Origin of the sequence: Actinocrinis sp., from assembly GCF_035605935.1 — a bacterium.
Lineage (GTDB): Bacteria > Actinomycetota > Actinomycetes > Streptomycetales > Catenulisporaceae > Actinocrinis.
On sequence record NZ_DATNGK010000222.1, the window covers coordinates 21,322 to 34,862 of the forward strand.

Consider the following 13,541-nt stretch of genomic DNA (forward strand, 5'->3'; position numbering starts at 1 on the left):
GTCTTCCGAAAAGGAGTAGCTGTGACTACTGACTCTGCCATGGTGCCACGCGCCGCAGCGGATCCGAGGCGCTGGTGGATCCTCGTCATCGTGTCCTTCGCACAGTTCGTACTCGCCATCGACGGGTCGATCGTGAACGTGATGGGCCCGCGGCTGAAGGAGGCCATCGGTCTTTCGACCACCGGCCTGCAATGGGTGATGAACATCTACGTGCTGCTGTTCGGCGGGCTGCTGCTGCTCGGCGGGCGGCTCGCGGACGTGATCGGCCGCAAGCAGATCTTCCTGATCGGCCTGCTGGTCTTCACCGCGGCCTCGTTCGCGGCCGGTCTCTCACACACCGAGTCCGAGCTGCTGGCGGCGCGCGCGGTGCAGGGCCTGGCCGCCGCGGCGCTGTCCCCGGCCTCGCTGTCGATCGTCGTGACGGTCTTCCCAGATCCGAACGAGCGCAAAAAGGCCTTCGGCGTGTGGGGCACGATCATCGGCGTCGGGGCGAGCATGGGCACGCTGCTGGGCGGCGCGATCGCCGACGCCGACTGGCGGTGGGCGTTCTGGCTGAACGTGCCGATCGGTGTGATCGTCGCGGCGGGCACCTTCGCCTGGGTGCACATCCCGCGGCCGAGCGGCAAGCGTCCGTCGACCGACCTGCTCGGCGCGCTCACCGCGACCGGCGGCCTGCTGCTGCTGGTCTACGGCATCATCAACAGCAGCATCCACAGTTGGACCGCGACCGCCACCGTGACCAGCTTCGCGGTCTCCGCGGTGCTCCTGGTCGCGTTCGTGTTCATCGAGAGCCGCAGCAAGGCGCCGCTGGTTCCGCTGAGGCTGTTCCGTTCGCGGGCGGTGCTGGCCGGCGGGATGGGCGAGTTCCTGACCGCGGCGCTGATGATGCCGCTGTTCTTCATGCTGCCGCTCTACATGCAAGAAGTGCAGGGATACAGCCCGCTCAAGACCGGTCTGGCTTGGCTGCCGACCAGCCTCGGCATCATGATCTTCGCGAGCTTCGCGCCGAAGCTGATCATGAAGACCGGCCCGCGCACGATGTACCTGGCCGGAACCGGCGTGCTGGTCGCGGTGGTCGCGCTGGCGATCGGCATCCCGCTGCACGGCGGCTACGCGCGCTTCATGCTGCCGCTCTCGGCGCTGTTCGGGCTGGGACTGGTGCTGTGTCTCATCCCGACCCCGATCGTCGGCACGTCTCAGGCCACTGAGCAGGACGCGGGCACGACCTCGGCGCTGCTCAACGCCTCGACGCAGATCGGCGCGGGCTTCGGCATCGCGATCAGCGTCACGGTGCTCAACAGCCGGGTCTCCCACCTGCTGGAGGCGGGCCAGCCGTACCAGACGGCGCTGGTCCACGGCCTGAGCCGCGCATTCATCGTCCTGGCGGTGTTCCTCGGCCTGAGCATGCTCAACGGTTTCTTCACCTTCCGCGGCCTCGGCGGCGCGCCGCAGGGCGCCCCGGATGCAGGCCAGGCGGAGGGCGCCGTCGTCGCGGCAGCCGACCCCGCCCTCGAAATCGGCTGACCGCCGCCTGTCCTAACGGTCGCCGAACAGGCCGCCGGCCGTCCGCTCTCCCCGGACGCCGGCGGCCTTAGCGACGGAATGCAGGTCCGCCCGCAAGAGGCCGGAGCCAGCTAAGCGGCGGGCCCGACCGCGGCCACTTCGGCGACGGGCGAGTAGTGCGAGGCGTCACCCTTGATCGAGTAGCTCGGCTTGCCCTCGATGCCGAATGGGATGTCGCCGGCGACCGTCACTCGGTTGAGGCGGCGGGGCAAACCGTCGTAGTTGTCCACCGCGTAGTGCTGCGTGATGCGGTTGTCGAACAGGACCAACTGGTTGGGCGACCACCGCCAGCGCAGGATGTTCTCCGGACGGGTGACGTATGCCTGCAGCAGGTCGAGGATCTTGCGCGACTCGCTGACCGAGAGGCCTACGATCCGCTGCGCGAAGCCGCCGATGAACAGGCCGCGCTCGCCGGTCAGCGGGTGCACGCGCACGACCGGGTGGGCCGTCTGGTACTTGATCGAGGTGAACACCTCGCGGCGCTGGCGGGCCTCTTCGTCGAGGGATTCCTGCGGCACGGCGTAGTCGTAGTCGTTGGTGTGCACGGCCCAGAGCGTGTCGGCGAACGCGCGCAGCGGCTCGGGCAGGTCACGGTATGCCGCCGCGGCGTTGGCGATCAGCGTTTCGCCGCCGTACGGCGGGACCACGATGCTTCGCAGGGTGCTGACCTGCGGCGGGTTGAGCACGAAGGTCACGTCCGTGTGCCAGTGGTTCGCGACGCCCTGCTCGCTGTCTACCGGTAGCACGTTCGGCGCGCCCTCGACGGCGGGCACGGTCGGGTGCGCCGTGGTCAGCTCGCCGAACTGCCGGGCGAAGCGCTGCTGGCCCTCGTCGTCCAGATCGACTCCGGTGAACACCAGCGCCTTGTGCTCGTTGAGTGCGGCGCGGATCGCGGCCACGGTCTCCGAACCGAGAGGCTGAGCGAGATCGAGTCCTGAGATCTCGGCGCCAATGTGGGCGGTGACCTTGCGGACGGTCAGGTTGGCGGCGGCCGCGGCAGCCGGGCCGGAGCGAGCGGAGGCGTCGGGAGTGGTTGACGAGAGGGCACTGCCGGTGGGGGTGGAAAGCGTGACAGTCATGGTCGGTTGATCCTTTCGGGCTGATCAGGCGGGAACAAGAGCGGGGTCGGCAGCACTGGTACCGATCGCCGCGGCTACCGGATCGCGGAGCGCGACGTGCTGGTTGACGGGGCGCGGCAAGCCATATCGCTCGCGCAGGGTTTGTCCGGGCACGTATTCGGTGCGGAACAGGCCGCGGGCACGCAGCAGCGGGACAACGTGATCGACGAAGAGTTCGAGGCCTGACGGAAGCACCGCCGGCATGATGTTGAAGCCGTCCGCGGCGCCGCTCTCGAACCAGGACTCAATGGCGTCGGCGACCTGCTCGGGCGTGCCGGTGAACGTACGGTGACCGCGGCCGCCGCCGAGCCTGCCGATCAGCTGCCTGACGGTCAGCCGCTCGCGGCGGGCCAGGTCCACGATCAGCGCGTATCGGCTCTGCGCGCCCTGAATGTGCGTCTCAGGCGGCAGGTCGGCGGGCAGTTGCGCGTCGAGAGCGAGCCGTTCGATCGGGACCTGGAGCAGTTCGGCGAGGCGGCGCTGAGCGTGCCAGGGCACGATCAGGTCATCGAGTTCCTGCTCGCGGCGGCGCGCCTCGGCCTCGGTGTCGGCGATGACGGGCACGATGCCTGGTAGAACCTTGATTCCCTCCGGATCACGGCCGAGCGCTCTGGTACGGGCTTTGAGGTCGGCGTAGAACGATTGGGCATCCTCAAGGGTCTGCTGCGCGGTGAACACGGCTTCGGCGTAACGGGCCGCGAAGTCCTTGCCGTCCGCGGAGGAACCTGCCTGCACCAACAGCGGATAGCCCTGCGGCGTACGCGGCACGTTCAGCGCGCCCTCGACCGAGAAGAACCGGCCGCGATGCCGAGGCGGGTGGATCTTGTCGTTCTCACCCCAGGTCCCGGTTTCCTTGTCGCCAACGTAGACGTCGTCCTCCCAGCTGTCCCACAGCTTGAGCGCTACGTCCAAGAACTCCGCGGCGCGCTCGTATCGCTCGGCGTGCGCGGGGGCGTCATCGAGCCCGAAGTTGCGCGCGGCGGCGGCTCCGGCGGTGGTCACGATGTTCCAGCCGGCCCGGCCCGCGCTGATGTGGTCGAGCGAGCCGAACCTGCGGGCCAGGTTGTACGGCGAGTTGTAGGACGTCGACGCGGTCGCGATCAGGCCGATGTGCTCGGTAGCCGTTGCCAGCACGGTGAGCAGGGTCAGCGGCTCGATCACGCCGGCGGGCCGCTGCGCCACATCCTCGAAAAGCACCGGACCGTCGGCGAGGAACAGCGAGTCGAAGGTTCCGCGCTCGGCGATCCGGGCCAGTCGTTTGTAGTGCTCGATGTCCACATTGGCATGCGGGTCGCTCTCCGCCAGCCGCCAGGACGCCTCGTGATGGCCGGTGCTCATCAAGAACGCGTTCAGGTGCAGGGAGCGGGAGGAGCGGGACGGGGATTCGGACACGGTCAGTTCTCCTTCACGCCGAGCGCGGCGAGCAACCGCTCGCGGTACTCGGCCAACTGCGGGTCGCGGTAGGTGCGCGGATGCGGGAGTTCGACGGGCAGGTCCAGGCTCAGGCGGCCGCGGTCAAGCACCAGGACCCGGTCGGCGAGCACGATGGCCTCGTCGACGTCGTGGGTTACTAAGAGCACTGAGGGCCGGTGCCGCTCCCACAATTCGCGCAGCAGGGCGTGCATTTTGATCCGGGTCAGTGCGTCGAGCGCGCCGAACGGTTCGTCCGCGAGCAGCAGTTCCGGCTCCCAGACCAGGGAACGGGCCAGGGCGGCGCGCTGAGCCTCGCCGCCGGAAAGCTCGCGCGGCCAGGCGCGTTCGCGTCCTGACAGGCCCACCTCGCTCAGCGCGGCGCGGCCGCGTGACGCCGATTCCCTGCCGCCGCCTGGCGCGCCGAGCACGACGTTCTCAAGCAGTCGGCGCCAGGGCAGCAGCCGAGAGTCCTGGAAGGCGACGGAAATGCGGTTTGGTGCCTGGATCTCGCCGGATCCGGTGACATCGTGATCGAGCCCTGCGATAGCCCGCAGCAGGGTGCTTTTACCCGAGCCGCTGTGCCCGAGCAGCGCGACGAACTGTCCGGCCGGGATGTCCAGGTCGATGCTGTCCAGCACCGTCCGGTCACCGAAGGCCCGGGTCAGCGCGCCGAGGTGTACGGCGGGCCGGTTCAGTTGCGCAGTGCTCGAAGTGCCGGGGTTCAACTGCTGAGCGAGCGCCGCCATGTCAGCACCCTCCGTTCGATGAGGCGGACGATGCCGTCCGAGACGAATCCGAAGAAGCCGTATATCAAGAGGCCAAGCACGATGACGTCGGTCTGTCCGTAGTTCTGCGCCTGGAACATCATGTAGCCGAGTCCGCTGGTCGCATTGATCTGCTCGAGCACGACCAGGGAGAGCCAGGATCCTGTGACACCGAGCCGCAGGCCGACGAAGAAACCGGGCAGCGCGCCGGGAATGACGATCTGCCGGATGAACTGCCATCGGCTCAGGCCGAGCACCTCGGCCAGTTCGACGAAGCGGCCGTCGATGCCGCTCAGGGCCGCGTGCAGGTTCAGGTAGATCGGGATGTAGACGACGATCGCGATGATCGCCACCTTGAAGGTCTCGCCGATGCCGAGCCACAGGATGAACAGCGGGATCAGGCCGAGGGTCGGCACCGAGCGGTTGATCTGGACGGTGCCGTCGATCACCGCCTCGCCGATTCGGCTGAGGCCGGCGATGAGCGCGAGGGCCACGCCGACGATGAGGCCGATCGCAAAGCCCTGAGCTGCTCGCCAGAGCGAGTCGGTGGTGTCGGCGCGCAGGGTGCCGTGCAGCCAGCGGTCGACGCCGGTGTGCACCACGGTCCATGGCGCCGGCAGCACGCGTGGGTCGAGCAGGCCCGCTCCGCTCGCTATCGACCAGACGGCGAGCAGCAGCAGCGGCCCGAGCAGATTGGCGTAGGGCAGGCGGCGTCCGGGGCCGAGGCGGCGTACAGACCGGGTCCGGGCGGGCCGGCTGGTGGCACTAACGGCGGCGGCGGACGAGGCGAGGTTAGCCGCAGCAGTGGCCGGGCGCGCGGTCGGCGGCGCGGCCAGTTGCGGGGAGATCAGTTCGGTCACGTGGATCAGCTCCGGTACTGGGCGGCGACGGCGTCGGACGCGAGATGCTCGAAGCGGCGGTCGAAGAGCACGTCCGCCTTGAAGGACTTGACGAAGCCGCCCTCGGCGAGCAGGTCGATGGTCTCCTGCTCCCAGGCGATGGCCTCGTCCCAGCTCGGCGGGAACAGTGGCTTGCTGGTCAGCGCGATGATCCCCTTGGCCTGCGCCAAGGTGATGTTCTGCGTCTTGACGTAGTACTCCTCCTCCCAGGTCTCAGGGTTCTCCCACGCCCAGACCTGGCCCTTGGCCCACAGCGGGATGTAGGCGGCGATCGCGGCGGCCTTGCCCTTGTCGGCCAGCACGGACGCCGGCGCCCACAGGATGTTGAGAAGGTCCACCACGTCGGTGGAGATGGCGCGAGCGCCGTCGGACGCGTACCGGCTCAGGTACGAAGGGACCTGAGAAATCGCCAACGGCGCGATGTCGACCTGCCCGGCCTGCAATGCGGTCAGGAACTGGTTGCTGGTCAGATTCACCAACGTGACGTCGGAGTACTTGAGCCCGGCCTTCTTCAGCGCGCGCAGCAACACGACGCCTTGTGCCTGGCCCTGGGAGAAGGCGAGTCGCTTGCCGCGGAAGTCGGCCACAGCGCGGATATCGCTGCCTGGCTTGGTGGCGAAGATGTAGGCCGGTTTGCGGGTCAGGTCGACGGCCACGATCCTCGCGTCAAAACCCTGATAGTGCGCTTGGATGGGCGGAATGCCGGCGTTGTTGGCCACTTCCAGCGACCGGGCGCGAAAGGCGTTGATCACGTCGGGTCCGGCGCCGATGCTCGGCCACGCGGAGGCGGTGAACGGCAGGTTGGTCAGCAGCCCGGCGAGCTTGAGCTGGAGCTGCTGCAGACCGGTGTAAGACGCGATGCTCAGGCTGGTTCCAGCCGGTACGGACGAGGCCAGCGGAGAGTTGGTGGCCAGCGGCGTTCCCTCGGCGGCGGCCACGGCGCAGGAGCTGAGGCTGAGCGCGGCGCCGGTTCCCAGCAGCGCCTGGAGGAAAGCGCGCCGTTGCATGATGCCCGGTTTCGGCGCGGCTGGTCGGGCCCCAGAAGGCCGGGTCGCAGAGATCTCGGAGAAGGCACGGCTCGACAAGGAAGGGTCCTTACGTGGACAAGTAAATGCAGCGGAGGGCATGCCGGATCCCGCGCCGCAGGGCGGCAGCGAGCAGGCGTGGAACCCGAACAAGTCGGGTGATGGGTGCGGCGAAGTACCGCGGCACAAGTGGATCAGGCTGAAGGTGACCCGATCAGACCGCGCAGAACGGGTTCAGCGGCAACAGAAGGTGCGGCCGACGCGCATCAGGTCGATGACACGGCGCTTGGTCAGGCCGAGCTGCCGGGGCGGGAGCGCACGCGACGGCGCGGCGGTCGGGAAACCGCGGCGCTGAGGCGCCCGGCCGACCGGCGAAACTGTCGTCACGCTGCTCATGTGACCATGCTCGCGGCCCTGGGACAAACCTGTCAACATTCGGTTCTCTTGAAATAAGTCAGTGCAGATCAAAGTAAGTCAGGTTTATGCATGAATACCGCTGCTTTGCGCGGATCGGGCATCTTCGCACGCTGCCAGGAGCGCGAGCGGATCGCGGTAGAGGGCGTCGAGAATCACCGAGCCGCCGGCGATGGCGAGGATTGAGTCGGGGGCGAAGCCAGTCGGCACAACGGTCTGTGTGACATCCGCCAGGGACGACCAGGCACGCGTGCGTACCTCGTCGCGCAGAACACTGAGGTTGCCGTCGAGGAGCATGACCCCGGGTTCGACGACCACGACGAGTTCGGGGCCGAACACGTCGGTGAGCATCGCCGTCGCTCGGCCGATGTCGCGGGCTCGCTCGGCGAACAGCCGCAGCGCGCCGGGGTCGCCGTATCGGGCCGTCTCCAGCAGGAGCGGGAACTCGGGCTCCGTGATGATGCCCTCGTCGAACGCGCGTCGCGCTAGGGTCGGCTCGGAAAGAGCCGCCTGAAGGCAGCCGGCGCGGCCGCAGAAGCAGGGTTCGGTGTTGCCCGCCAAAGGCAGGTGCGCGATCGCGCCGGCCTGCGAGCGCGGGCCGTAGTGCACCGACTCGCCCGCCGCGAACGCCGCGTCGACGACGTTCCCGATGAACAAATGCATCACGCTGTTGCGGCCGCGAGCGACGCCGAACAACCGCTCCGCCTGCAACAGTGCGCGCGAGTGCCCGTCTACTTCGACCAGCAGCCCGGTGCGCTCTGCGAAGAGTTCTCGCAACGGCACGTCCCGCCAGCCGAGTAATCGGTGCTCCACAAGTGTTCCGGCTTCGCGGTCGACCCAGCCCCCAGTGGCGACGCCGAGACCAAGCGGAACTCTGCCCGCCGAGTGCTCCTCGAGCAGCCGCGCGAGGATTTCGCTGGCCCGCGAGACTACGGCCAGTGGCTCAGCCTCCGAGTGCGGCTCCTGGTGTTGCACAAGTACGCGGCCACGCAGATCGAGCAGAGCGATGGTGGTGTGCGCTACCGCGACGTGCACGGCCGCGACCAAGTACCCAGATATGTCGAGGTCGACCGGCATGTGCGGCCGCCCGACGCCCTTGGACCGGGTGGTCTGCGGAAGCTCGCGGATGAAGCACTGTTGCGCGAGTTCCGCGGTGTGCCCGGTCACCGATGCGGGGGAAAGACCGGTCAGCCTCGCGATGGTGCTGCGCGCGACCGGGCCGTGTTCGAGGACGGTGCGCAGTATCGAACCTGCGCTCACGCCCCGGCGGTAGCTGGGATCCCGACGATTCATTTGGTTTGCCTCCGACTGTCGCTGCGGCGCCGACATGGTCGGCGGCCGAAGCCGGGAGGCTCCGGGCCGCCTAATTCGGAGGCGGACAGATCGCAGCGCACTGACGCCGAAAGTCGACGTAGCGCCGCGAAGTAAGTCTGGCGGCCTGGGAAACCATGCCCAAGACGCTAGCAGGCGCCTTAAGCGCTGCCTAGATGCGCAGCTCAGCCGCTCAATATGCGAGACAGCCGGTTACCAAACAATTCGGCGGGTGAAATGGATTGGCCCGGCAGTGGATCGGTGCGGGAAATAGCTCGGGTTGCGAATTAATCGACGCGGCGCGCGTGGTTGTCAGCCGCTCAGTACCTTCGTGTTTAGCAGAGCTTTGACGGCGCTACGGCTGCGTTGCTGCCCAAGCGCGGCGCGCGGGGCCTCGCGCAGCAGCGCCGCACCCCAATAGGCCACTGAGGCGGGCAGCGCGTGCCGGCGGCGGTAGAGCTTGACCCGATTGCTCATCAGCAGCGTCCACAACTCGGGTGACACCTTTGATTCACCGCCGATATGTGTCGCCGCCGCCTTCGGCGCGAGCCGGGTGAGGAACCCGCGATCCCTGGCCCGCAAGGCGAATTCCGTTTCCTCCGAATAGAGGAAGAAGGACTCGTCCCAGGACCCGCACGCGTCAAGACAGGCCGCTGAGATGAGCATGATCGCACCCGTCGCCCAGTCCGCCACCGCAGGACGCTGATAAGACGACTCGTCCATGACCAACTCTCCGAGCGGCGCGAACCGGCCGGCCCGGGCGCCGAGCGTAGCCTCACCAAGGGCGCGCAGCAGCGTCGGCTCGCGGCGCAGCGAGTGCGCGAGGTTGCCCTCCTCGTCCACGATGCGCGGAACCACGATGCCGGTGCGCGGCCCGGCCCCATCACCGGCCGACGCCGCACTATCGACGAACTCGTACATCGCCGCGACGGCGCCCGGATGCAAGCGGATATCCGGATTCAGCACCAGCGCCGCGTCGAATTTCTCGGACTGCGCCAGCGCCGCGTTGATCCCGCCCGCGTAGCCGAGATTTCCGCCGGTGTTCACGACCTGGCAGCGCAGCTCGCAATTCTCGTTCGCCCACCGCTCGACCCGCGCGGTGGTGTCGTCCGCGGAGTCATTGTCCGCGACCACCAAATGCCAGTCCAGACCCTCAAGTCCAGGCCGCAGCGACGCGAGCAGGCCGTCGATCACCTTCGCGCTGTTCCAGGTGACCACCAGGACCGCGATTGCCGGCATGCGCCGCTCCCCTATTTCCGTTCCGTCGCCGCGGCCGCCGCCGCGCGGCTGCTCTCGTCCCGCAGCCAGGTGGTGAAATCCCCGGCCTTGACCGCCCGCCGGGCGCGCGACCTGGCGATCGCCGTCACGATCACGAACCACGCCAACCGCGGTCCGTTGCGCAGCGGCGCCTCGCGAAGCAGATCTCTGAGATCCGCCTTGCTGGTGCGCGACCCGGGCAGCTGCGTCTGGTCGGCCGCCTGGGTGGTGACCGTCATCGAGCGCACCCGCCGCCGCAGGAGATCTCCAAGCGTACGCGGCGGATAGACTACAACTTGCGCACGCTCGACCACGCTGCGTTCCTGCGGCGTGAAGGACAGCGACGCGGCGAGATCATCGCCCATCAGTTCCGGCAACGCGGCGATCCGGGCGTGGCCCTGCGCGGACAACGCGATCACGCCGCGCCCGAAAAGTCCTTGCTGCACCACCGGTAACCGTTCCCAGATCTGGTAGTACCAGCGCACCGTCCACGGGCAACCGTCCAACGGCGTGATCCGCTTTGGTGCCGCAGCGTGAACACCCGGCTGCGAAACTGCTCTGGCCAGCGACAACACGGCATCAGTGGTTAACTCAACGTCAGCATCCACATACAGCCGTGGAAATCCGGCCGCGTGTTCGTCGCCGAGGCGCAGGGCGCGGTGCTTGTTCGGCACCGGTGTCTCGATTACCCGCACATTAGGGTATTTTGCGGCGACTTCCACCGTCTCGTCGCTGCAACCGTTAGCCACCACAAGGACTTCTAGGCCATCTGCCTGGGCAGACAGCTCCGACAGACTGTCGGCAACCAGACCCGAAAGGAGTCGTCCCAGCACTGCGGCCTCGTTGTGTGCGGGCACTACCACGCTTATCACAGAAGGCAGTATCAGTGGCGCGTCATGGCTTGTCCACGCGTTGCCGAAAATCACTGTGCGCTTGCCGGTCGGCTCCGGCGCGTGTCCGGCTGCGGCGCGCGCCCGCTGAGGTGCGGAGAACTTCCGGTCAATTTGCGGCGGGGACTACGAATTCTGTTCGATCACGCTATGTTGGGCATCGCCGGACCGAGGTTCGCTGAACCGGGGTTCGTGTAGGTGGGTGTTAGGTGGTGGGAGCCGGCAGGGCTTGCTGTGCAGTGTTCTTGACGACTGCGCGTGGCGATCGCCCGCGCTGAAGCATGTGTGGGGGGAGACCGGTGACGGTCCTGAACGTTTTGACGTCCGAGCGAAGAACCAGCCAGGACGTGCGTACCGGGCGCTACGAGCGCACCAGGGTCTATTTGAGGACCCTGCTTTTCGCGGATGCGGTCGCGGCGCTGGTGGGGGCGCTGGTGGCCTACGCGCTGCATCCTGATGGCAGCGACTCGGCGAATTTTTCCATACTCCCGCTGCGGCTCGCCGTGGTGCTGATGCCGGTGTTCTGGGCGCTGGCCCTGTGGCTGCAGCGCGCGTACGACCGACGGCGGGTCGGCATGGACGCGGAACTCTACCGAAAGGTGCTCGGCGCGTCCGGATTGCTGGCCGCCGGGCTGGCGGCCAGCGCGCTGCTGGTGGACAGCATGTCGTTGTTCCGCCAGGTGATCGTCGCGATCCCGCTGGCGGCGGCGCTGACCCCGATCGCCCGCACGGCGGCTCGGGCCGGTTTGTCCCGGGCTGGGCTGAATGTGGAGCAACGCAAGGTTCTGCTGGTCGGGCATGCCAGGTCGGTGGCCGGATTCGCGGCGCAGGTGCGGCCGAACCGGGCGCCCTGGCTCCGCATCGTCGGCGCGTGCCTGGTCGGTCCGACCGAGCCCGAGGAGGAGGAGAACCTGGCGATCAGCGTCCAGGGGGACCTCAGCTCGGTCATCGAGACCGCGACGGCGATGGAATGCGACGCGGTGGTAGTGCTCAACTGCCCGGAGGTGGACGGCCCGGCGCTGCGCGAGCTGTCCTGGCGGCTACACGATCAGGGCATCGACCTGGCCATGGTGCCGGTGCTCGTGGGCGTCGCCGCCGAGCGGATCCTGGTGGACAACGTCGACGGCCTGCCGCTGATGCACATCCGCGCGCCGATCCTGGCCGGCCCGGTGCGCGCCGTCATGGAGGGGATCGAGCGCGCGATCGCGGCCGTCGCCCTACTCTTGCTTTCGCCACTCATGCTGGCGCTCGCCGTCACGGTGCGGGTCACCAGCGCGGGTCCGGCCTTCTTCCGCCAGGTGCGGGTGGGGCTCAATGGCGCGGAGTTCGTCTGCCTGAAATTCCGCACGATGGTCGCCGACGCGGAGCGGTTGCGCGAGCAGCTCGAGCACCTGAACGAGAAAAGCGACGGCGTGCTGTTCAAGATCCGGCGCGACCCGCGGATCACCAAAGTGGGCCGGATCCTGCGCAAGTGCTCGCTGGACGAGCTGCCGCAGCTGATCAATGTGCTGCGCGGTGAGATGTCCCTGGTGGGTCCGCGCCCGCCGCTGCCCGAAGAGGTCGCGCAGTACACCGAAGAGGTGCGCCACCGGCTGGCGGTCAAGCCCGGAATCACCGGGCTGTGGCAGGTCAGCGGCCGCTCGATGCTGTCCTGGGACGAATCGGTGCGCCTTGACCTGAGCTACGTGGAGAACTGGTCGCCGCAGCTGGACGCCAAGATCCTGCTGCGCACGACCTCGGCGGTGGTGCGCGGCACCGGCGCGTTCTGACGCTGAAGAGCTGTTCCAAAATCCTTGGGGGGAAAGCTAGTGACCCGTTCCACCGGACAATCTGACACGCCGCCGGAGCCGCTTGGGGTCGCCGTGATCGGCGCCGGCTACTGGGGCCCGAACCTGGTGCGCAACTTCCAGGCCTCGTCCTCGTTCCGGCTGCGCTGGCTGTGCGACCTGGACGTCAACCGGGCGCGCAAGGTGCTCGGCAACTACTCGACGGTAGAGACCACCGCCGACTACGCGAAGGTGCTGGCCGACGAGACCGTCACCGCGGTCGCTATCGCCACACCCGCGGCCACGCACAAGGATCTCGCGCTCGCCGCGCTCGAGGCCGGCAAGCACGTGCTGATCGAGAAGCCCCTCGCCGCGACCTACGCCGATGGCAAGATCCTGGTCGAGGCGGCCGAACGGCGCGGGCTGACCCTGATGTGCGACCACACCTACTGCTACACGCCCGCGGTCACCAAGATCAGGGAGCTGATTCACGAGGGCTCCCTCGGCGAGTTGCACTTCTTCGACTCGGTGCGGATCAACCTCGGCCTGGTGCAGCGGGACGTGGACGTGCTGTGGGACCTGGCCCCGCACGACCTGTCGATCCTGGACTCGGTGCTGCCCGAAGGCGTCGAGCCGGTGGCGGTCGCGGCGCACGGCGCGGACCCGATCGGCGCCGGGCGCGCCTGCGTCGCGTATCTGACGCTGCGCCTGACCGGCGGCGCGATCGCGCACGTGCACGTCAACTGGCTCTCGCCGACCAAGGTGCGCACCACGATCATCGGCGGTTCGAAGCGGACGCTGGTGTGGGACGATCTGAACCCCGCGCAGCGCGTCGCGGTCTTCGACCGGGGCGTGGACCTGGCCAATGTCAGCGAGATCGGCGCCGAGGCGCGGCGGGAGATGCAGATCTCGTACCGGGCCGGCGACATGACCGCCCCGGCGCTGCTGGAGCGCGAGGCGCTGGGCGCGATGGTCGAGGAGTACGCCGCCGCGATCCGCACCGGACGCCGGCCGCTGACCGACGGCCGCGCAGGCCTGCGGGTGCTTGACGTGTTGGAAGCGGCCTCGCGCAGCCTGGAGTTCCAGGGCGCCGTGATCGGCCTCAAAGGGTGGGAGTAGAA

Annotated in this window: 12 protein-coding genes; 3 read left to right on the forward strand and 9 right to left on the reverse strand. The window is 68.2% G+C overall.

The genetic code is table 11. From position 1 onward, the window contains the following. The first annotated feature begins 21 nt into the window (after positions 1-21). A complete protein-coding gene (locus VN779_RS17865) occupies positions 22-1,524 on the forward strand; it encodes an MFS transporter (RefSeq protein WP_325724758.1) in 1,503 nt (500 codons plus the stop codon). Positions 1,525-1,634: 110 nt separating this feature from the next. Here VN779_RS17865 and VN779_RS17870 read toward each other — a convergent pair whose 3' ends face one another. The 9 genes from VN779_RS17870 to VN779_RS17910 all read right to left on the reverse strand — a co-directional run bounded on the left by VN779_RS17870 (position 1,635) and on the right by VN779_RS17910 (position 10,690). Then, positions 1,635-2,642 (reverse strand): TauD/TfdA dioxygenase family protein, encoded by a 1,008-nt coding sequence (locus tag VN779_RS17870; protein ID WP_325724760.1) that lies wholly within the window; start codon positions 2,640-2,642, stop codon positions 1,635-1,637. Between the two features lie 24 nt (positions 2,643-2,666). After that, complete coding sequence (locus VN779_RS17875) at positions 2,667-4,073, reverse strand: LLM class flavin-dependent oxidoreductase (protein ID WP_325724763.1); 1,407 nt, start codon at positions 4,071-4,073, stop codon at positions 2,667-2,669. Positions 4,074-4,075: 2 nt separating this feature from the next. Continuing rightward, a complete protein-coding gene (locus tag VN779_RS17880; protein WP_325724765.1) occupies positions 4,076-4,840 on the reverse strand; it encodes an ABC transporter ATP-binding protein in 765 nt (254 codons plus the stop codon). Further along, a complete protein-coding gene (locus VN779_RS17885; RefSeq protein ID WP_325724766.1) occupies positions 4,816-5,718 on the reverse strand; it encodes an ABC transporter permease in 903 nt (300 codons plus the stop codon). The genes VN779_RS17880 and VN779_RS17885 overlap by 25 nt, the downstream gene beginning before the upstream one ends. A 5-nt stretch (positions 5,719-5,723) precedes the next feature. Further along, positions 5,724-6,764, reverse strand: coding sequence for an ABC transporter substrate-binding protein (locus VN779_RS17890; RefSeq protein WP_325724768.1), 1,041 nt, complete (start codon positions 6,762-6,764; stop codon positions 5,724-5,726). A gap of 252 nt (positions 6,765-7,016) precedes the next feature. Next, positions 7,017-7,178, reverse strand: coding sequence for a hypothetical protein (locus tag VN779_RS17895; protein WP_325724770.1), 162 nt, complete (start codon positions 7,176-7,178; stop codon positions 7,017-7,019). 84 nt (positions 7,179-7,262) lie between these two features. After that, positions 7,263-8,525, reverse strand: coding sequence for an ROK family protein (locus tag VN779_RS17900; RefSeq protein WP_414639703.1), 1,263 nt, complete (start codon positions 8,523-8,525; stop codon positions 7,263-7,265). A 294-nt stretch (positions 8,526-8,819) separates the two neighbouring features. Beyond that, positions 8,820-9,746, reverse strand: coding sequence for a glycosyltransferase family 2 protein (locus VN779_RS17905; RefSeq protein ID WP_325724774.1), 927 nt, complete (start codon positions 9,744-9,746; stop codon positions 8,820-8,822). Positions 9,747-9,757: 11 nt separating this feature from the next. After that, complete coding sequence (locus VN779_RS17910; protein WP_325724776.1) at positions 9,758-10,690, reverse strand: glycosyltransferase; 933 nt, start codon at positions 10,688-10,690, stop codon at positions 9,758-9,760. Between the two features lie 263 nt (positions 10,691-10,953). Here VN779_RS17910 and VN779_RS17915 point away from each other — a divergent pair, with 263 nt between their 5' ends. Together VN779_RS17915 and VN779_RS17920 are read left to right on the forward strand one after the other, a co-directional pair. Further along, positions 10,954-12,423, forward strand: a complete 1,470-nt coding sequence (locus tag VN779_RS17915) for a sugar transferase (RefSeq protein ID WP_325724777.1) — start codon at positions 10,954-10,956, stop codon at positions 12,421-12,423. Between the two features lie 39 nt (positions 12,424-12,462). Then, entirely contained in the window at positions 12,463-13,539 is a 1,077-nt protein-coding gene (locus tag VN779_RS17920) for a Gfo/Idh/MocA family oxidoreductase (RefSeq protein WP_325724778.1), read from the forward strand. The last annotated feature ends 2 nt before the right edge of the window (positions 13,540-13,541 follow it).

Coding starts and splice junctions, on each gene's coding strand:
- VN779_RS17890 (WP_325724768.1), bottom strand. CDS start 6,764: ATGCAACGGCGCGCTTTCCTCCAGGCGCTGCTGGGAACCGGCGCCGCG.
- VN779_RS17870 (WP_325724760.1), bottom strand. CDS start 2,642: ATGACTGTCACGCTTTCCACCCCCACCGGCAGTGCCCTCTCGTCAACC.
- VN779_RS17895 (WP_325724770.1), bottom strand. CDS start 7,178: ATGAGCAGCGTGACGACAGTTTCGCCGGTCGGCCGGGCGCCTCAGCGC.
- VN779_RS17900 (WP_414639703.1), bottom strand. CDS start 8,525: ATGTCGGCGCCGCAGCGACAGTCGGAGGCAAACCAAATGAATCGTCGG.
- VN779_RS17880 (WP_325724765.1), bottom strand. CDS start 4,840: ATGGCGGCGCTCGCTCAGCAGTTGAACCCCGGCACTTCGAGCACTGCG.
- VN779_RS17905 (WP_325724774.1), bottom strand. CDS start 9,746: ATGCCGGCAATCGCGGTCCTGGTGGTCACCTGGAACAGCGCGAAGGTG.